The organism is Sinobaca sp. H24 (assembly GCF_023845525.1).
This window is the reverse complement of record NZ_JALBWT010000021.1, coordinates 37,491-56,285: the sequence shown is the minus strand read 5'-3', so window position 1 is coordinate 56,285 and position 18,795 is coordinate 37,491. Positions and strand designations below refer to the sequence as shown.

15 protein-coding genes, 1 rRNA gene and 5 pseudogenes are annotated in these 18,795 nt (G+C 44.4%); 15 read left to right on the top strand and 6 right to left on the bottom strand.

All coding sequences use genetic code 11. The annotated features are described in order from the left end of the window. Window positions 1-55 precede the first annotated feature (55 nt). The 3 genes and pseudogenes from recX (at window position 56) to MMY81_RS21805 (ending at window position 1,461) form a co-directional block, all read left to right on the top strand. The gene (recX, locus tag MMY81_RS21815; protein ID WP_252314509.1) at window positions 56-865 is read left to right on the top strand and encodes a recombination regulator RecX; all 810 of its coding nucleotides are present in this window, start codon (window positions 56-58) and stop codon (window positions 863-865) included. Between the two features lie 11 nt (window positions 866-876). Next, window positions 877-1,199, top strand: a pseudogene (locus MMY81_RS21810) (YfhH family protein). After that, on the top strand, window positions 1,192-1,461 hold the full coding sequence (locus MMY81_RS21805) for a YfhJ family protein (RefSeq protein WP_252314508.1): 270 nt from the start codon (window positions 1,192-1,194) through the stop codon (window positions 1,459-1,461). Before MMY81_RS21810 ends, MMY81_RS21805 begins: the two are co-directional and overlap by 8 nt. A 12-nt stretch (window positions 1,462-1,473) precedes the next feature. Here MMY81_RS21805 and MMY81_RS21800 read toward each other — a convergent pair whose 3' ends face one another. Then, entirely contained in the window at window positions 1,474-2,460 is a 987-nt protein-coding gene (locus MMY81_RS21800) for a metal-dependent hydrolase (RefSeq protein ID WP_252314507.1), read from the bottom strand. A 192-nt stretch (window positions 2,461-2,652) separates the two neighbouring features. On the opposite strand from MMY81_RS21800, the gene MMY81_RS21795 reads away from it, so the two are divergent. From MMY81_RS21795 to MMY81_RS21780, 4 genes and pseudogenes are all read left to right on the top strand, one after another. Further along, the gene (locus tag MMY81_RS21795; RefSeq protein ID WP_252314506.1) at window positions 2,653-2,895 is read left to right on the top strand and encodes a hypothetical protein; all 243 of its coding nucleotides are present in this window, start codon (window positions 2,653-2,655) and stop codon (window positions 2,893-2,895) included. Between the two features lie 18 nt (window positions 2,896-2,913). Next, a complete protein-coding gene (gene mutY, locus MMY81_RS21790) occupies window positions 2,914-4,029 on the top strand; it encodes an A/G-specific adenine glycosylase (protein ID WP_252314505.1) in 1,116 nt (371 codons plus the stop codon). Continuing rightward, a pseudogene (locus MMY81_RS21785) lies at window positions 4,013-4,772 on the top strand (SDR family NAD(P)-dependent oxidoreductase). Before mutY ends, MMY81_RS21785 begins: the two are co-directional and overlap by 17 nt. Window positions 4,773-4,785: 13 nt before the next feature. Next, window positions 4,786-6,399 carry a gamma-glutamyltransferase family protein gene (locus MMY81_RS21780; protein ID WP_252314504.1) on the top strand — a complete coding sequence of 538 codons (1,614 nt, stop codon included), beginning with the start codon at window positions 4,786-4,788 and terminating at the stop codon, window positions 6,397-6,399. Between the two features lie 108 nt (window positions 6,400-6,507). Here the strand turns inward: MMY81_RS21780 and MMY81_RS21775 are convergent, their stop codons facing one another. Next, entirely contained in the window at window positions 6,508-6,828 is a 321-nt protein-coding gene (locus MMY81_RS21775; RefSeq protein ID WP_252314503.1) for a hypothetical protein, read from the bottom strand. A gap of 64 nt (window positions 6,829-6,892) precedes the next feature. Next, a complete protein-coding gene (locus MMY81_RS21770; RefSeq protein ID WP_252314502.1) occupies window positions 6,893-8,008 on the bottom strand; it encodes an aminotransferase class I/II-fold pyridoxal phosphate-dependent enzyme in 1,116 nt (371 codons plus the stop codon). Window positions 8,009-8,192: 184 nt separating this feature from the next. Between MMY81_RS21770 and fabL the strand changes: the two genes are divergently transcribed. The 3 genes and pseudogenes from fabL (at window position 8,193) to MMY81_RS21755 (ending at window position 11,322) form a co-directional block, all read left to right on the top strand. Next, window positions 8,193-8,945, top strand: a complete 753-nt coding sequence (gene fabL, locus MMY81_RS21765; RefSeq protein ID WP_252314501.1) for an enoyl-[acyl-carrier-protein] reductase FabL — start codon at window positions 8,193-8,195, stop codon at window positions 8,943-8,945. A gap of 65 nt (window positions 8,946-9,010) precedes the next feature. Continuing rightward, window positions 9,011-9,537, top strand: a pseudogene (gene ntdP, locus MMY81_RS21760) (nucleoside tri-diphosphate phosphatase). After that, window positions 9,534-11,322, top strand: a pseudogene (locus MMY81_RS21755) (ABC transporter ATP-binding protein). The pseudogenes ntdP and MMY81_RS21755 overlap by 4 nt, the downstream one beginning before the upstream one ends. A 30-nt stretch (window positions 11,323-11,352) precedes the next feature. On the opposite strand, the gene MMY81_RS21750 reads toward MMY81_RS21755, so the two are convergent. After that, window positions 11,353-12,441 (bottom strand): FUSC family protein, encoded by a 1,089-nt coding sequence (locus tag MMY81_RS21750; RefSeq protein WP_252314500.1) that lies wholly within the window; start codon window positions 12,439-12,441, stop codon window positions 11,353-11,355. Window positions 12,442-12,529: 88 nt separating this feature from the next. Continuing rightward, window positions 12,530-13,823, bottom strand: a pseudogene (locus MMY81_RS21745) (glutamate-1-semialdehyde 2,1-aminomutase). Window positions 13,824-14,028: 205 nt separating this feature from the next. Between MMY81_RS21745 and bcp the strand changes: the two are divergent. The 4 genes from bcp to perR all read left to right on the top strand — a co-directional run bounded on the left by bcp (window position 14,029) and on the right by perR (window position 16,311). Beyond that, window positions 14,029-14,508, top strand: a complete 480-nt coding sequence (gene bcp / locus MMY81_RS21740) for a thioredoxin-dependent thiol peroxidase (protein ID WP_252314499.1) — start codon at window positions 14,029-14,031, stop codon at window positions 14,506-14,508. Next, a complete protein-coding gene (locus MMY81_RS21735; protein WP_252314498.1) occupies window positions 14,498-15,460 on the top strand; it encodes a D-2-hydroxyacid dehydrogenase in 963 nt (320 codons plus the stop codon). The genes bcp and MMY81_RS21735 overlap by 11 nt, the downstream gene beginning before the upstream one ends. Window positions 15,461-15,471: 11 nt before the next feature. Further along, on the top strand, window positions 15,472-15,765 hold the full coding sequence (locus MMY81_RS21730) for a cyclic-di-AMP receptor (protein ID WP_252314497.1): 294 nt from the start codon (window positions 15,472-15,474) through the stop codon (window positions 15,763-15,765). A 108-nt stretch (window positions 15,766-15,873) separates the two neighbouring features. Continuing rightward, complete coding sequence (gene perR / locus MMY81_RS21725; protein WP_252314496.1) at window positions 15,874-16,311, top strand: peroxide-responsive transcriptional repressor PerR; 438 nt, start codon at window positions 15,874-15,876, stop codon at window positions 16,309-16,311. A 30-nt stretch (window positions 16,312-16,341) separates the two neighbouring features. Here perR and MMY81_RS21720 read toward each other — a convergent pair whose 3' ends face one another. Further along, window positions 16,342-16,698 carry a YgzB family protein gene (locus MMY81_RS21720; protein WP_252314495.1) on the bottom strand — a complete coding sequence of 119 codons (357 nt, stop codon included), beginning with the start codon at window positions 16,696-16,698 and terminating at the stop codon, window positions 16,342-16,344. Window positions 16,699-17,115: 417 nt separating this feature from the next. Here MMY81_RS21720 and MMY81_RS21715 point away from each other — a divergent pair. Further along, window positions 17,116-18,681: ribosomal RNA gene (locus MMY81_RS21715) — 16S ribosomal RNA — on the top strand. The last annotated feature ends 114 nt before the right edge of the window (window positions 18,682-18,795 follow it).

Below are 18,795 nucleotides of genomic sequence, written 5' to 3'. Positions count from 1 at the left end.
ACAGTTACCCTTTAATGAAATAGGTTAATCACTATACAGCCAATGGAGGTGGAAAATGAAAGTTGCAAAAATCACAACCCAGCAGAAAAACAGCCAGCGGTACAACATATTTTCAGAGGAGCAGGGCAAAGAGAAATACGCCTTCAGTGTAGATGAATCAGCTATTGTTGAATTCGGTCTGAAAAAAGGGCTGGAGCTCACTGATACAGAGCTTGAAGCAATTGAAGCATTTGATCAAAAGCGCCGGGCATGGAATGCGGTTCTTCATTATCTATCTTTTTCCATGCGGACAAAATGGCAGGTGGAGCAGTATTTATTTGAGAAAGAATACGCGCCGGCTGCAGTAGAAGAAGCAGTAAACCGCGCACTGGATTATAAGTTCCTGGATGACGCTGCATTTGCAGAAGCATTCGTGCGCACCAAAATAAACACCACAGATAAAGGCCCAAAAATTATAACCGGTGACCTGAGACAGAAAGGGATTGGTCCGGATCTAGCTGAAAAAGCCCTGCTGCAATTTACAAAAGAAAAGCAGATTGATAAAGGGGTAAAAATCATTCAGAAAAAAGCGGCGCGTCAGAAAGATGCTCATACTATTTTTAAAAAGAAAATGATGGATGCGCTCCGTCAAAAAGGCTACGACAATGAAATATTCACGATTGCCTGGGAAGAGGCAGATATCGTACCGGATGAAGAGGAAGAGTGGGAAAGACTCGAAGTTCACGGAGATAAAATCCTGCGTAAGTGGGAAAAGAAAGCAGAAGGACGAACGCTGCAGCAGAAAGTAAAGGAACAGCTTTACAGAAAAGGCTTCAACATGCAGCTTATACAGCGGTTTCTGGATCAGAAAGTGTCCGGAGAATAGGAGAGTACACAGTGGAAAAACGATACAGTCAGATGACAGAGCATGAGATAAGAACGGCGATAGCCGAGCTGAACGAAAAAGCAAAAAAAGCCGAGCAGATGGGAATGGTCAGTGAGCTCGCCGTGTATGAGAGAAAAAAACACTGGCGGAAGCTTATATGGTAAATCCTGAAGACTATTCCAAAGGAAGTGCCTACGAAGTAAAAAACGAAGATACGACATTTCTAATTGATTATTTCAATGGGGTGTTTGCCTGGGGATTCAGAAAAGGCAGCGAAGAGTTAGAAGCACTTCCTTTATCCCTGCTTGGAAAAGAGGTGGAACACCATGGATGATCATATAAACAGGCTGACGAATATACTATTAAGTAAGAATGAGAAGCTTTCGACAGCAAAGGCTAAGATGTGGGTCGAGTATTTGTGGGAAGATTTCGAAGCAACCAGAGCCAAATCAGGAAGAGAGTATAAGGGGAAAGAAATGACGGAGAAAATTGTGCTGCAGTGGATCAGTCAATACGGGCCCCACCTGCATAATTATAATCCGACGAACCAGAAATTTTCAGGTATGTTAAATGAGCCCGACGGTACAAAACATTAAAAGAGCGGTGCTTTACAGCAGCCGCTCTCCTTGTTTTAATTTCTTTTCAAGTGTTTCCGTAGAAAAAACCCAGCCGGTATAGGACGTGTAGGGTACGAGCTCTTTGTTCATCCGCACGACAGCAACAAAAGGATAAAAGCCTTTGCTGCGGTACCGCAGGTCAATGAACTTTACTTCCCAACCATCTTCAAGTTCTGTGACCAGCCATCTGTAGGTTGGCGAAAAGGATAAAAAGGAAGAAAGATTTCGGTCATCAAGTGCAGCATTAATAACCGGGTCAGATGGAATGGGTTCAAACGGGTAACTCTCCAAATAACGGAGCACTTTGTTTTTCGATTCTGTTACGTGAAGCTTTTCTTTCGTCCGTACAACGAGATGGAAATTTTTCCAATTGTACGTAGGTGATATGAAAAAGTGAGTAGCGTCCGGATGAAAATGGGCGGCTTTTCTGAGTACGTTATTTCTTACTCTATACCGCCAAATATAATAAATAATTAAAACAGCGTAAACGGCCAGAAAGGTCCATCCCGGATCGAGGCCGTAGCTCCATGCAATAAAGCCGAAAATATGGGCAAAGAAAATAAATGGATCAAAGATATTAATAACGCCCAAGCCGATCCATTTTTTATTAAATGGAGACAACGCCTGGGTGCCGTAAGCATTGAAAATATCTACAAATACATGTAGAAATACAGCTAAAAATGTCCAAAGCCATAAATGCAGAAATGAAATTTCCGGGTTAAACATATAAAAGAAGCCGGAGATCAGCAGCGGCCACGTTAATACAGCCGGCACCGAATGAGTAGGACCGCGGTGGTATCTTATATAAACCGCGTTATTTTTTAGTTTAAGTATGGTGTCGAAATCAGGAGCCTGCGACCCTATAATTACGGCTGCCATTACGGTTTGAAGAGCAGCAGGATTTTCAGCGATCACGGGATCCATCGTAGCGAGACCGCCGATTCCTACACCCATAACAACGTGCGTTGCAGTATCCAAGGGTACCTCCTTCAGGAACAGTTCCTCAAAGAACGTTCATATAATATGAAAAGTCTATTTAGAATTATAACATGATATTTTATAGATGACATGCCTCAGCATGCAGAAAGGACAGGGGTTTATGCAGAATCCTATTGTAATTTTCATGGAGTATAAGATAAGGAAAACAACAGGGAAACCTATCTATCTGAAATGAGCAAAGTAATTGAAGAAATGGAAGCTCTGGGTTCGGGAGCGGTTGAATGGTATGAAGCTGCTGATCAGAAGGGGCTTTATGTAGAAATGCTGGAAGTCTCTTCTATGGATGAGTATAAATACATAAAAGAAAGGCGCAGTGATTCAGCCGATACAGTATTCGGAACGATTCTGCCTTTACTTGAAAAAGGGGAAGCAGGGATGAACTGCTGGGCATTTTCCCGGCTTAATAAAAAGTAGTGCAAACAGCAGGAGGATATGATGACAGATAAATGGAATAGTACAGATATAGCACATTTTCAGGAGCAGCTGCTGGAGTGGTACGATCACAACCAAAGAGTCCTGCCCTGGCGGGAAAACCAGGATCCATACAGAATATGGGTATCTGAAGTAATGCTTCAGCAAACGAAAGTAGACACGGTTATTCCTTATTTCAATAACTTCATGGAGAAATTTCCTTCTATTAAAGATCTGGCAGAAGCCGAAGAGGAGAAGGTACTGAAAGCATGGGAAGGCCTTGGCTATTATTCCCGAGTGCGCAATCTTCAGCATGCGGTAAAAGAAGTACATGAGAAATATGAAGGCAGAGTGCCGTCGGACCCGAAGTTATTTTCTTCTTTAAAAGGTGTAGGGCCTTATACGGCAGGCGCTGTTATGAGTATTGCTTATGAACTGCCGGAGCCGGCGGTGGATGGCAATGTAATGAGGGTGTTTTCCCGGCTTCTCTGTATTGAAGAGGACATAGGTAAAGCGAAAACGAGAAAAACATTTGAAGCCGCCCTTCCGCCATTTTTAGAAAATGTGCCGCCTTCCCAGTTTAACCAGGCTGTTATGGAGCTTGGTGCAATGATCTGTACGCCCCGCTCTCCGGGGTGTCTGCTCTGTCCTGTCCAGGAGTTCTGTGAAGCCCGGATGCAGGGAAAAGAGCAGATTCTTCCTATTAAAGAAAAGAAGAAAGCCGCGAAAGCCCGGGAAATGGCAGCCGTTGTGCTGAAATCGCCAGATGGACGTTTTCTTTTTCATCAAAGAGAAGAAAAAGGACTGCTTGCCAAAATGTGGGAGTTTCCAAATGCAGGAACAAAACAGGAAGAGCCTCAGGCAGAACAGGTCCAGGTATTTATTGAGGAGCACATAGGGATGGAAGCCGTTAATATAGAACCTGTTCAGTATGTAGAGCACGCTTTTTCCCATTTGATTTGGAACATTACTGTGTATGAAGCAGAAACAAAAGATAATGACGTTACAATACCGGAAGAAGGACACTGGAAATGGATGACGCTCAAGGAAGCGGAAGCCTACGCTTTTCCAGTCTCCCACCAAAAAATACTACATCAGCAACAAGGAGAGGGGAAGCAAGATGGATCTGGAGCTTAAAGGAAAAAAAGTACTTGTCACAGGAGCCTCAAAAGGAATCGGCCGCGGTATTGCAGAAGCATTTGCTGCAGAAGGGGCAGTTGTTGGAGCAGCGGCCCGGTCAACGGACATTTTAAATGAAATGGCAGCAAAGCAGAGCAATATAATCCCTTTAACTGGTGACTTAACAGAAGAAAAGCAGAGAGAAGACGTATTTCAAGCCTTTCTCGATGAAGCGGGAGGCATTGATGTGCTCGTAAATAATCTTGGAGGAAGCAGTGGGACATCTATTCTGGAAACCGGCATGGAAGACTTTTATCATGCGATGGAATGGAATTATTTTCTCCGCGGTTCATTTAAGCAAGCTTGCGTATGAGCAGATGACAAAAAAGCAGGAAGGAGTTATCCTGCAGATTACTTCCATTTTCGGAAGAGAATCGGGAGGAAAGCCTACATACAATAACGCTAAAGCCGCATTAATAAGCTTTACCAAATCCTTGGCGGATGAAGCCATCAAAAAAGGAATTCGTGTCAACTCGATTGCGCCGGGCTCCATCCTTCATCCAAGCGGGAACTGGCAGAAACGAATAGATGCGGATCCGGAAAAAATGAAGGCTTTCGTGGAACAGGAAATACCGGCCGGACGCTTTGGGACGGTAGAAGAAATTGCCAATACGGCGCTGTTTCTCGCTTCACCTAAAGGCTCCTGGATTGTTGGTGCAAGCATTAATGTAGATGGCGGCCAGTCAAATATGAACATGTAAAAGGGGACTAATTATGCTTACATTTGATTCAAACTATAATCCGTATGCGTCCAAACGTTCTACTATTTATGCTAAAAACGGTGTCGTAGCCACTTCCCAGCCGCTTGCCTCCCAGGCTGGACTGGATATATTAAAAAAAGGCGGAAACGCAGTTGATGCAGCTATCGCAACAGCAGCATGTCTTACTGTTGTGGAGCCGACTTCAAATGGAATCGGCGGGGATGCCTTTGCCCTGGTGTGGATAAAAGACAAACTGCACGGCTTGAATGCAAGCGGGCCGGCACCTGCTTCTTTATCAATCGATGCCCTGAAAAAAAGAGGATTGTCAGAAATTCCTGTACATGGTTTGATTCCTGTGACAGTACCCGGCGCTCCCTCTGCCTGGGGTGAGCTTTCCCGACGATTTGGGAAACTGCCGTTTTCCGAGCTGCTGCAGCCGGCTATTGACTACGCCGAAAATGGGTATCCGTTGTCGCCGGTTCTAGCTGAGTTCTGGGAAAAGGGAGCAGCCGCTTTTGAAAAAAAGCTGAAAGGTAAAGAGTTCGAAGAATGGTTCCGTGTGTTTATGCCGGGAGGGAAAGCTCCTCAAGCAGGAGAAATGTGGAAGTCACGGGGCCATGCAAGAACGTTGAAACAACTGGCTGAAGAAGGAGACCGTTCGTTTTATGAAGGAAGTATCGCAGAAGAAATCGCGGATTTCTCCGCTGCTCATAACGGCTTTCTTTCAAAAGAAGACCTTGCCTCTTTCCGGGCGGAGTGGGTGGATCCAATTCATGTCTCTTATAAAGGATACGATGTGTGGGAAATTCCCCCAAATGGACAGGGACTTGTCGCACTCCAGGCCTTAAAAATGATCGAAAGCCATTCGTTAAAAGAAAGAGACAATGAAGAAACGCTGCATAAACAAATAGAAGCATTAAAGCTGGCATTTGCCGACGGGCTTCAGTACATTACTGATGATTCTAAAATGAAACAAAGCACCGCTGCTCTTCTATCTGAAGAATATATAAAGATGCGAACCAGTTTAATTGGTGAAAAAGCAGTGGATCCTCAGGCCGGTACCCCTCCAAAGGGAGGAACTGTTTATCTGGCAGCCGCTGATAATGAGGGCAATATGGTATCGTTCATTCAAAGTAATTACATGGGATTTGGATCGGGCACGGTTGTGCCGGATACAGGGATTTCTCTGCAGAATAGGGGACATAATTTCTCTATGGATCCTGATCACGACAACGCACTGGAAGGCGGTAAAAAAACGTTCCATACGATCATACCCGGTTTTCTTACGAAAGGGAAAGAGGCGGTCGGTCCATTCGGAGTGATGGGAGGATTTATGCAGCCGCAGGGCCATATGCAGGTAGTGATGAACACGATAGATTTCGGCATGAATCCGCAGGCAGCGCTTGATGCTCCGAGATGGCAGTGGCTGAACGGAAAAAAGGTAAGTATTGAGCATGCATTTCCTTCCTCTACCATTCAACAGCTTGCAGCAAGAGGGCATCAAATGGAGACGGCTCATCATTCGGGCAGTTTCGGCCGCGGCCAGATTATCTGGAAGGACAAGGACTCCGGGGTGTACGCTGCCGGAACAGAATCAAGAACCGACGGCAGCATATCAGCCTGGTAATGAAAGGTAGTATTTTAAGAACGTAAAACGGCTCCGCTGACAGCGGGAGCCGTTTTTTGATATAGCTATTTTTCAGGAGGGAAGAGAAAGCCGTTATGATGGTTCGACTTATACGAGGTCGCTTCGAATCTCATGAATAAAATCTTTCGTTTCCGGTGTGCCGAATTCGAATATCATAATATATAGGCTGTCCATTTTTTCCTGCATTTTGTCTTTGGCTGCATCTGCATTTCTTTCATCTACTGCTCTGGCAACAATTTCTCCGCCCGAGGCGTTTTCATGTTTAATCTCATCAATCTGCTTTTCAAGTTTTTCTTTTTCCTCCGGTGTGACATCAACAGCATATTGTATAGTATTTTCGCCGGTTTGTACTTCAGAAATCCCCATTCCCGACTGTTCGATTTCCACGTAGTAACGTTTCTTCTGCATTCGTCTCTCTCCTTTAAAATAAAGCGCTTTATTCCTTCTTTACCCATCGAAGACGAAAAGTACACTACAAAATAATAGAAGCAAGGCGTTCCGCTGCTTCTTTAAGCCGATTTTCTTCCTGAACTAAAGCAATCCGTACGTAACCTTCTCCTGCTTTGCCGAAAGCATGGCCCGGCGTTACAACGACCCCGGCTTCCAAAGCCTTCAGTGCAAACGCCATGGAGGTGAACGAGGATGGAAGCTTTGCCCATACGAACATCCCGCCATCCGGGACGGTCACGTTCCATCCCAGCTCATGAAGTGCGCCGCAGAATACATCACGACGGTTCTTGAACGTTTGTTTCTGCGAATGCAAAAACGGCTGTTCATAAAGCAGCGCATGGATAGCTGCTTTTTGGATAGGATGGAAGACACCGTAATCTATATTGGATTTAATATTTGCAAGCGGCTCAAGCAGTTCTTTCTTTCCAGTAACAAAGCCAATACGGGCCCCGGCCATATTAAAGCTTTTCGAAAGAGAGTGAAATTCAATCGCTGTTTCTTTTGCCTGATCTACGTGAAAAATACTGAGCGGTTTATTTTCAGTGAAATCGAGCTCGGCATAGGCAAAATCATGAACGATAAGTATGGAATGCTTCAGCGCCAGTTGAATAACTTTTTCGAAATACTCCTTTGTGGCCCGGGCGGAGGCGGGATTTCCCGGATAATTCATTATAAGAATTTTGGTACGCTCCAGAATAGAATCCGGCACTGTGTTTATATCTGGCATAAACTGGTTTTCTTCATTAAGCGGCACGGAGTACGTATAGGCTCCGGCAAGATCCGCACAGGCAGAATAGATTGGATAACCAGGATCAGGAACGATAATATAATCTTCGGGATTTAAATACGCCAGCGCCAGATGCGATAGGCCATCCTGGGACCCGAGCAGCTGCAGCACTTCATGGGCGTGAATGGATACATCAAAACGATCCCTGCAATAGCTTGAGGCGGCATCATTAAATGCACTCAGCCCCTGAAGCGCATATCCGTAATTATGTTCCTTCTCCACCTCTTCAGCTAATATAGAGCGGACGTCAGCCGGTGGAGGCAGGTCCGGGCTTCCTACACTTAAATCAATCATATCGATTCCTTTAGAAACGGCTTTCTCTTTTATGACGGGCCATTTCAGTAAATACACTGGCGCCAAGTGATTTTGTTCGTTCAGCCGGTCGTATCATAACTGCGTTCCTCCTTTTACATGCTTCATTTAGTATAAAGAAAATAATAAAAATAAGAAAGCGAAAAGACGGTGTTTTTGCTAGAAGAGGAAATACGTTATACTGTGTAAGGATAAAGTGTTATTGTAAAATGGAGGAGAAAAAATGAACAGTCGTAAGGTAGCGCTCGTAACAGGAAGCAGCAGGGGAATAGGGAAGCATATTGCCCACAAGCTGGCAGATCAGGAATATAATATCGTTATTAACTATGCCCGCAGCAAAAAAGCCGCTGAGGAAACGGCAGAGGAGCTTCGTGCAAAAGGAGCAGAAGTTCTGGTTGTTAAGGCAAATGTCGGGAAAGTAGAAAAGATAAAAGAATTATTTGCAGAAATTGACGAGCATTTCGGAAGACTCGACGTATTTGTGAATAATGCAGCTTCCGGTGTATTAAAACCACTCATGGAGCTCGAAGAAAACCACTGGGACTGGACAATGGGTATTAACAGCAAAGCACTTTTGTTCTGCGGCCAGGAGGCAGCAAAGCTGATGGAAAAAAAGGACGGCGGCTCTATCGTCAGCCTGAGTTCACTCGGAGCGCAGAGAGTGCTTGATAACTATACAGCGGTCGGTGTATCCAAAGCGGCGGTCGAGTCGCTTACCCGTTATCTGGCTGTTGAACTTGCTCCTAAAAACATTGTAGTCAATGCTGTATCCGGCGGCGTAGTCGATACAGACGCATTAAATCATTTCCCGAATCAGGAGGAAATGCTTGAAGACGCAAAGAAAAGGACACCTGCCGGACGAATGGTTGATAAAGAAGATCTTGCAAACGGAGTTATGTTTCTGCTTTCACCGCAGGCCTCAATGATCCGTGGACAGACTATTATTGTTGATGGAGGTATATCGCTTCTCACATAAAGTCCTTCGACCAACAATAAACAAAGGGCAAATATAATTATGGAGGCTACAGGAAGGAGAAATGCATGGAATTCCCCGCAACCGGAAAGACAATCGAAATACAAAGCTACAAGCATAATGGTACCCTTCACCGTGTTTGGGAAGAAACTCTTATTTTAAAAGGCACCTCTAAAGAAATAATCGGCGGCAACGATCGAATTCTCGTGCATGAGTCAGACGGCAGAGTCTGGCGGACAAGAGAACCTGCCATCTGTTACTTCCACTGGGAAAAGTGGTTTAACGTCATTGGAATGATCCGCTCGGACGGTATTCATTATTACTGCAATGTCGGTACGCCCTTCGTTTGGGATGAAGAGGCATTAAAGTATATTGATTACGATCTCGATATTAAAGTACTGCCGGATATGACATACAATTTACTCGATGAAGAAGAGTATAAAGAGCACAGCAAAATAATGAACTATCCCCTATGGTAGATGAAAAAGTCTGGAATGGGGTAAGAGAGCTGCAATCCTGGATTTATCAGGGAAAGGGACCGTTTGCCCCGCAGTTTGTGGAGCAGTGGTATGAAAGGTATCTATTCTTTCGATGAAATACGGAACGGACAAACGGAACCAACCAAAAAAGCAAAAAGTCAAAGGGAGTATCCGACGTTACTTAACCTTTGTTAAACCATATAAATGGATTATTGTATTTACTATTTTAATTGGAGTGCTTAAATTTGGGATTCCTCTTTTAACTCCTCTTATTATGGCTTACGTAATTGACGATTTGATTTTGGCAGATGGCATAAGTAATGCAGAAAAGACAAGTACGCTTTTATGGCTTCTCGGCGGTGCAATCGTCGTATTTTTGATCATACGCCCTCCCGTGGAGTATTACCGACAGTACTTTGCCCAATGGACCGGCAGTAAGGTTCTCTATGATATAAGAGATCAGCTGTTTGCACACATTCAAAAGCTGAGCCTGCGCTTTTATTCAAACCGAAAAGCAGGCGAAGTGATTTCCAGGGTTATTAATGATGTAGAGCAGACAAAAAACTTTGTTATTACTGGATTAATGAACGTATGGCTTGATCTGGTGACGATTATTATTGTTATCATCATTATGCTGACGATGAACGGCTGGCTGACGCTGGTAGCTGTATCACTATTTCCTCTATATGCTCTTTCCATCAAATACTTTTATTCCCGGCTCCGTCATTTAACCAGAGTCAGGTCCCAGGCTCTCGCAGACGTGCAGGGGCATCTTCATGAACGGGTCCAGGGGATGAATGTAATTCGCAGCTTTGGACTTGAAGATTATGAGCAGGGCCAGTTTAATAGACGGAACACAAATTTCCTTGATAAAGCAATAGATCATTCCAAATGGAATGCAAAAACGTTTGCCGTAGTGAATACAATTACGGATATTGCTCCGCTGGTGGTTATACTGGCAGCCGGTTACCTTGTTATAAATGGAGGGCTGCAGGTAGGAGAAATGGTAGCGTTTATCGCTTATATTGAAAGACTTTATGGTCCGCTGCCGGCTGGTGAATTCATCAACAACGATCACACAGTCTATCGCCTCTATGGATAGAGTTTTTGAATTTGTAGATGAAAAATACGATATAAAAGATAAAAAAGACGCTGAGATTCTCTATAGAACAGATGGAAAAATTCAGTTTGATCATGTAACATTCGCGTATGAAGAAGGCGGGGAAGAAGTATTAAAAGATATTAACCTGCAGGTGAAAATGGGAGAAACCGTAGCACTTGTCGGGATGAGCGGAGGCGGTAAAAGTACGCTTGTGAGCCTGCTGCCAAGGTTTTATGACGTGACGAGCGGTTCGATTAAGCTGGACGGAACCGATATCCGTGATTATACGATACATTCTCTCCGCGATAAAATAGGAATCGTACTGCAGGATAATATTTTATTCAGCGACTCGGTTAAATTAAATATTCTTATGGGAAATCCTGATGCGGGAGATGAAGAAGTGATAGCCGCAGCTAAAGCGGCAAATGCCCATGAATTCATTATGAATCTTCCGCAGGGATATGATACACCGGTAGGAGAACGCGGCGTTAAGCTCTCTGGCGGTCAAAAGCAGAGAGTGGCGATTGCGCGTGTTTTTCTTAAAGATCCTCCTATGCTGATATTTGATGAAGCTACATCAGCACTCGATCTGGAAAGCGAACACCTTATCCAGGAGGCAATGGGCCTTTTATCTAAAGACAGAACAACATTTATTGTAGCGCATCGTCTCTCCACGATTACCCATGCTGACCGAATTGTCGTCATTGAAAACGGTAAAGTAAGGGAAAGCGGCTCGCATGTAGAGCTGATGAATGCACAGGGTGCGTATCACAAACTATATAATGTACAGCATACGTAAAAAGCACGCCCCATAGAGGCGTGCTTTTTGCTATTCTTCCGGATCTTTGATTGTGACGATATTTTCTTTTTGGTGATAGTTAAAGAAACTTTCTACAAGAGTAGCTAAATGATCGAGCTGCTCGTTGTACTCTACAATGTGGGAGACCACGGGGAGAAGATGAAGCCATTCGTCCCGGGTGACATACTGCTTGTCATACAAATCCATGAACGAATCGGTCAGGCGGTTTTCCCCTGATTCGACTTCTTCTTCCATGCGATCGGTCAGCTGCACGTTTACTTTGCCGACGTACCGCATAAGAATACGGTCATGGTACTCTGTTAAATGATCAAGCTGTCTTTGAATAAACATCTGCATGTCCTCAGGCATTCCCTGGAGCTGGTGCTCATGCTTATCGAGCGTTTTTAAGATAGAGAGGGCTTTTCTGTGAGCGGAAATCATTTCTTTAAATAAAACAATTTTGCGCGCCTTACTCCATTTGCTTTTTAAAAAGTATGTCCGTTCTTCTTTATAGAGAGCAAATAAGTTATCTATTTTTAAAGACGCCTCGTTTAGAACCGGCAGATCCTTTTTTAAAGAATAGTGATTCGTCTCAAATCTTGTTTTCAAACGAATCCAGCGAATAACGTCCACCGTGTGGTCTGATATTTTATGGTAAAGCTTCGTTTCGTACTTAGGCGGGAGAAAAATTAAATTTACAATAAAAGCCGAGAGAACCCCTAGCAATATAAGGAGGAACCGTTCACCGGCAAAAATAAGGAAGTTAGTCTGTGAAGCAGGGTTTCCCATAATGATAATAACGGTAACTAATGCTATCGGAATAGAAGAAGCATCAAGCTTTATTTTTAAAATAATGGCGATGGTTACCATTACCGTGACGCCAATAATGACCGGTTCAAATCCGAACGTTAATGCAAATACAATGGCGAGGCCTGCACCAATAATATTGGCTTGAATCTGTTCAAGAATAGTCTGGTAGGACCGGAAAACAGAAGGCTGAATGGCAAAGGTGGCCGAGATAGCAGCAAAAAAAGCAGGTTCAAGGCCGGCCCAGGTGGAAATGTAAATAGCGATAACGATGGCGAGCCCGGTTTTAAATATACGTGCCCCTAATTTCATGGGAATGAATAATTCCTTTCTTTATAAAACTGTAGTTGATGGCATATTTTTCAGCCATTCGATACTATACACAATAATACCGGCTTCATCAAGTAGCTAGGGAAGCAAGAACTTCTCTTGCTGCTTTTACCGTATCATCAATATCTTTCTCCGTGTGGGAGATTGTTAGAAACCATGCTTCGTATTTAGATGGGGCCAGGTGAATGCCTTTATCAAGCATCCCTTTAAAGAAGGCGGAAAATAATACATCGCTGCCCTGTTTGGCGTCTTGATAATTTTTCACTTTATCCGGGGTGAAATAAAGCGTAAGAGCTCCTTTAATTCGATTAATAGAAGCTGGAATACTGTAATCATCTACAGCCTTCTGAAGTCCTTTTTCGAGTTTTTCCCCAAGGCGGTCAAGGTTTTCGTAAAGGCCGGGCTGCTGAAGAAGCTCAAGACAGGCAATACCTGAACTCATCGATGCAGGGTTCCCGGACATCGTTCCTGCCTGATAAGCAGGCCCCATCGGTGCTACTTCTTCCATAATATCCTGTCTGCCGCCGTAAGCTCCAATAGGCAGGCCGCCGCCGATGATTTTACCGAGTGCTGTCATATCGGGAGTAACACCCAGAAGATTTTGGGCACCGCCGTACGTAAAGCGGAACGCTGTAATGACTTCATCATAAATAACGAGAGCATCGGCCTGATGGGTTAATTCATTTACACCTTCAAGAAAACCAGGCTCCGGCATAACCATGCCGAAATTACCCACGATAGGTTCCACCATAACAGCAGCAATGTCATTTCCCCATTTATCCAATGCGGCTTTCAGGCCGTCGAGGTCATTGAAAGGTACGGTGATTACTTCTTCTGCTATATTTCTCGTTACCCGGCAGAATCAGGCGAGCCGAGAGTGGATGGTCCTGAGCCGGCAGCTACTAGAACTAAATCGGAGTGTCCGTGATAGCAGCCTTCGAACTTTATAATTTTATTTTTGCCGGTATAAGCACGGGCTACACGAATAGTGGTCATGACTGCTTCAGTGCCGGAATTGACGAAGCGTACTCTTTCCAGGGAAGGAATAGCATCCCGGAGAAGGTGGCCAAACTGGTTTTCGAGCCTGGTCGGTGCGCCAATAAGCGTGCCGTTTTCAGCAGCCTTTGTAATAGCCTGTGTAATAGCAGGGTGGCCATGTCCGGTAATGATAGGACCGTAAGCTGCTAAATAGTCGATGTATTTATTCCCATCCTCATCATATAAATAGGCGCCTTTCCCGTTTTTCATAAATACGGGTGTGCCGCCGCCGACTCCTTTAAAAGAGCGGGAGGGACTGTTTACCCCTCTAGAATTATATCTTTTGCTTCATTGAACAATGATTCTGATTTTATGCGTTCATTCATTTTTCTCATCCTTTTAGTAAATGGCTTTAATTCGCAATTATATAGTTCAGCTTTCTATTTTATCGCATTTTTCCTCTTTTTATCTATATAATAAGGGAAAAAGGATATATAAATGAAATTTTTTCCATATCTATCCTTCTGATGTTGCGAAAAGCGGAGACAGCTGTAATAATTTATGTACAACGACTAATGAGGAGGAAGGTCAATGACTTTACATATTGGAGAAAAAGTACCGTCCATTACTCTTCCGGCAAGCAGCGGAAAAGAAATATCACTGGAAGACTACAAAGGAAAAAATATTGTGCTTTATTTCTACCCAAAAGATATGACTCCGGGCTGCACAACCGAAGCCTGCGATTTCAGGGATTTATCCGAGGAATGGGAGAAAGCTAATGCAGTGGTACTCGGTGTCAGTCCGGACCCGTTAAAAAAACATGAAGCATTTATAGAAAAGCACGGCCTGCCTTTCCCATTACTTTCTGATGAAGAAAAGACGGCAGCAGAAGCATTTGGAGTCTGGCAGCTAAAGAAAACATTCGGTAAAGAATATATGGGAATTGTCCGCTCTACTTTTTTAATTAACGAAGAAGGCATTCTGGTAAAAGAGTGGAGAAATGTCCGTGTGAAAAATCATGCAGAGCAGGTGCTGCACTCGTTAAAGGAGTCTTCCGGACATGAAGGATAAATTAGTCATCGTCTCGACAACAAAAATGAAAACAGTTATTAAAGAGCACTTGAATGAATCTTTCCCGGATGCAGTATTCATCTGGTCAAAGTCAATAGAAGAAGCAAGAGAGCACCTTTATAAAGCGGATATTATTCTTACTTATGGAGAAGACTTGACGACTGAAGACATCACATCGGCTTCCCGGCTGCAGTGGATTATGGTTATATCAGCAGGAATGGATAAAATGCCGTTTGAAGCGATAGACCAAAAGGGAATAAAGATAACTAACGTTAAGGGAATACATGGCAAGCCTATGGCAGAGTATACTGTTTTTGCTATATTGCAGCATGCCAGACAAGGGAAGCAGTACTATAAACAGGAACAGCAGAAAATATGGAGCCGCCGTGCTGTACCGGTCGAGGTGGAAGGCCGCAACGTAACGATACTCGGAGCAGGGTCTATTGGGACAGAAACGGCAAAAGCAGTTAAGCGGTTTGACATGCACACCACAGGAGTGAATACAAAAGGTACAGCAGCTTCACACTTTGACAAAATGTACAGCACTTCCCAGCTCAAAGAAGCGGTCTCTTCAGCTGATTATGTAGTGAATGTTCTGCCTCTTACAGATGAAACGGAAAATATAATGGATCGGCATGTATTCGAAGCGATGAAAGAAGAAGCAGTGTTTATAAACATCGGAAGAGGCTCTACTGTTCAGGAAGAAGATCTCATAGATGCTCTTCAAAAGGGAGTCATTCATCATGCAGTTCTCGATGTATTTAATCAAGAACCGCTTGGAGAAAGTCATCCATTCTGGGAAATGGAAAACGTAACCGTTACTCCGCATATCTCGGGTATTTCTTCAGGATATATACCTAGAGCTATGGATATTTTTGAACAAAACCTAAAAGCATTTCTTCGTCACCCGGAATCTATGATTAATGTAGTAGACGTTAAAAAAGGATATTAGGGGGCTGACAGATGAAATTAATGATATGTGTGGTGGATGACTTTTACGTAGATGAGATTGAAAGTCGTACGAAACGGCTGGGCTACCGGATGACAAAGCTTTCGAGCAGCGGGAGTTTTCTTCGAAAAGGCAGCACAACATTTTTATTTGGAATAAAAGAAAATGAAGTAGATGTGCTTACTGAATCACTAAAAAGCATATGTCTTGCCTATGAGAAGAAAAAGGGTAAAAAACAGGAACAGACGCATAGGTTTATCAGTTTTTTAGTGGACGCAGATAATGCTTCTGCACTGGCAGCCTTATAAAACCTTAAAGGGACAATGATTGACAACCAATAGATTATTCGGATAATATTTAATTATAAGAATTATAATTAAAGAATTGTTGTATAAAAGAAAGTGAGGTGCATGACGATGGCTAGCGAACGCCTTCAAGAAGTGGTGCAGTCATTAAAGAGTACAAAGGTCCGCATGACCCCGCAGCGTCATGCTATTTTGGAATTTTTGTATGATTCGATGAGCCATCCGACGGCAGATGATATATATAAGGCGCTCGAAGGGAAATTCCCAAATATGAGTGTTGCTACAGTTTATAATAATCTTCGGGTTTTTAAGGATGTAGGTATAGTAAGAGAATTATCATATGGTGATTCCTCAAGCCGTTTTGACTGTGTAACATCTGATCATTATCATGTTGTCTGTTCAGACTGCGGAAAGATTGTGGATTTTCATTATCCCGGTCTTGATGAGGTGGAATCCCTTGCAGAACATGTTACAGGCTTTCAGATCAATACACACCGTATGGAGATTTACGGCAAATGTCCTGACTGTGCACCAATATCCAGACATTAATCATGCGTAAAAAGCTGACCCGGTCACGGGTCAGCTTTTTGTATGTTTTCTATTATAAACGGAGTCGAATTCTTTTCCTTCCAGCGTCTTATCAAGAGTCAGCGGTTCATCACAGTACATGCATGCGTCGACTCTGCCAAGAATTTTCGTCGTTTTATTGCAGTTGGGGCAGGTTACCTGCACTGTACTCGTAGAAATCATCCCAATCCAAAAGTAGACTACGCTGCTTGAAATAACAAAAATAAAACCCAGTATCATAGCGATTGTCATTATAATAGGAGAAGTTCTGAAAAAGATACCAATGTACATAATAAAAATACCTACAAAAACGAGCGATAAAGCAAATGTTCTAATGCGATTAATTTTATTTGAAGCTTTCAGTGCCATTTTATTACCTCCCGGATATAATGATTATATCATATGAAAGTGCTTGCAAAAACTGTCTTCTCACATGATAATAGAAGATGCGCTTCATAAACGAAAAGAAGATAAATAGAAGCAGATTCTTAAAAAACATTTTTCTATAATAATTTTATCAATAACTATTGACTATCTAATTTAGATAATGGTATATTACACATTGTCGCCAAACGGCTTCCTGCTCTAAAGAAACACAGCAGATTAATTTTATAAATGTCATTGACATTAATTATTGAAAATGGTATCTTATAAAAGTCGCCAAAACACGACGGCAGCAAAAAACAGTGTCCTTTGAAAATGGAATGAAAACAACGCGCGAACAAGAAGTCGCGGCAGACAAGGTCTGCTGCGCAATGTAAGACCAGCAAGAACTAAGCATCAACTTTCATGGAGAGTTTGATCTTGGCTCAGGACGAACGCTGGCGGCGTGCCTAATACATGCAAGTCGAGCGCATGAACCCGGCGGACCTCTTCGGAGGGAAACCGGGGATTGAGCGGCGGACGGGTGAGTAACACGTGGGCAACCTGCCCTTCAGACGGGGATAACTCCGGGAAACCGGAGCTAATACCCGATAATCAAGCGATCTCCTGATCGGCTTGTAAAAGCATGGTCTTCGGACCATGCACTGGAGGATGGGCCCGCGGCGTATTAGCTAGTTGGAGAGGTAATGGCTCCCCAAGGCGACGATACGTAGCCGACCTGAGAGGGTGATCGGCCACACTGGGACTGAGACACGGCCCAGACTCCTACGGGAGGCAGCAGTAGGGAATCATCCGCAATGGACGAAAGTCTGACGGTGCAACGCCGCGTGAGTGATGAAGGTTTTCGGATCGTAAAGCTCTGTTGTGAGGGAAGAACAAGGGCGGTTCTAACAGGGCCGCCCCCTGACGGTACCTCACCAGAAAGCCCCGGCTAACTACGTGCCAGCAGCCGCGGTAATACGTAGGGGGCAAGCGTTGTCCGGAATTATTGGGCGTAAAGCGCGCGCAGGCGGTTCTTAAGTCTGATGTGAAAGCCCACGGCTCAACCGTGGAGGGTCATTGGAAACTGGGAACTGGAATGCAGAAGAGGAGAGTGGAATTCCACGTGTAGCGGTGAAATGCGTAGATATGTGGAGGAACACCAGTGGCGAAGGCGGCTCTCTGGTCTGTTATTGACGCTGAGGCGCGAAAGCGTGGGGAGCAAACAGGATTAGATACCCTGGTAGTCCACGCCGTAAACGATGAGTGCTAGGTGTTAGGGGTTTCGATGCCCTTAGTGCCGAAGCTAACGCATTAAGCACTCCGCCTGGGGAGTACGGCCGCAAGGCTGAAACTCAAAAGAATTGACGGGGGCCCGCACAAGCGGTGGAGCATGTGGTTTAATTCGACGCAACGCGAAGAACCTTACCAGGTCTTGACATCTTTTGCTACTTCTGGAGACAGAAGGTTCCCCTTCGGGGGACAAAATGACAGGTGGTGCATGGTTGTCGTCAGCTCGTGTCGTGAGATGTTGGGTTAAGTCCCGCAACGAGCGCAACCCTTAATCTTAGTTGCCAGCATTCAGTTGGGCACTCTAAGGTGACTGCCGGTGACAAACCGGAGGAAGGTGGGGACGACGTCAAATCATCATGCCCCTTATGACCTGGGCTACACACGTGCTACAATGGATGGTACAGAGGGATGCGAAACCGCGAGGTGGAGCCAATCTCGCAAAGCCATTCTCAGTTCGGATTGCAGGCTGCAACTCGCCTGCATGAAGCCGGAATCGCTAGTAATCGTGGATCAGCATGCCACGGTGAATACGTTCCCGGGCCTTGTACACACCGCCCGTCACACCACGAGAGTTTGCAACACCCGAAGTCGGTGAGGTAACCCTTTGGGAGCCAGCCGCCGAAGGTGGGGCAGATGATTGGGGTGAAGTCGTAACAAGGTATCCCTACCGGAAGGTGGGGATGGATCACCTCCTTTCTACGGAGCTTGATTCGTGGATCGACCCCGGACCACCGGTCCGGAGTGCGCGCAGTTGTTTTCATTCCATTTTGAGAGGATACCCTCTCGCAAGATGAACCCTGGTTCTTTGAA

What these genes read in the sequence shown, in the direction of transcription:
- recX (WP_252314509.1), top strand. Translation starts at nt 56, where the DNA reads ATGAAAGTTGCAAAAATCACAACCCAGCAGAAAAACAGCCAGCGGTAC.
- MMY81_RS21805 (WP_252314508.1), top strand. Translation starts at nt 1,192, where the DNA reads ATGGATGATCATATAAACAGGCTGACGAATATACTATTAAGTAAGAAT.
- MMY81_RS21795 (WP_252314506.1), top strand. Translation starts at nt 2,653, where the DNA reads ATGAGCAAAGTAATTGAAGAAATGGAAGCTCTGGGTTCGGGAGCGGTT.
- mutY (WP_252314505.1), top strand. Translation starts at nt 2,914, where the DNA reads ATGATGACAGATAAATGGAATAGTACAGATATAGCACATTTTCAGGAG.
- MMY81_RS21780 (WP_252314504.1), top strand. Translation starts at nt 4,786, where the DNA reads ATGCTTACATTTGATTCAAACTATAATCCGTATGCGTCCAAACGTTCT.
- MMY81_RS21775 (WP_252314503.1), bottom strand. Translation starts at nt 6,828, where the DNA reads ATGCAGAAGAAACGTTACTACGTGGAAATCGAACAGTCGGGAATGGGG.
- fabL (WP_252314501.1), top strand. Translation starts at nt 8,193, where the DNA reads ATGAACAGTCGTAAGGTAGCGCTCGTAACAGGAAGCAGCAGGGGAATA.
- MMY81_RS21750 (WP_252314500.1), bottom strand. Translation starts at nt 12,441, where the DNA reads ATGAAATTAGGGGCACGTATATTTAAAACCGGGCTCGCCATCGTTATC.
- bcp (WP_252314499.1), top strand. Translation starts at nt 14,029, where the DNA reads ATGACTTTACATATTGGAGAAAAAGTACCGTCCATTACTCTTCCGGCA.
- MMY81_RS21735 (WP_252314498.1), top strand. Translation starts at nt 14,498, where the DNA reads ATGAAGGATAAATTAGTCATCGTCTCGACAACAAAAATGAAAACAGTT.
- MMY81_RS21730 (WP_252314497.1), top strand. Translation starts at nt 15,472, where the DNA reads ATGAAATTAATGATATGTGTGGTGGATGACTTTTACGTAGATGAGATT.
- perR (WP_252314496.1), top strand. Translation starts at nt 15,874, where the DNA reads ATGGCTAGCGAACGCCTTCAAGAAGTGGTGCAGTCATTAAAGAGTACA.
- MMY81_RS21720 (WP_252314495.1), bottom strand. Translation starts at nt 16,698, where the DNA reads ATGGCACTGAAAGCTTCAAATAAAATTAATCGCATTAGAACATTTGCT.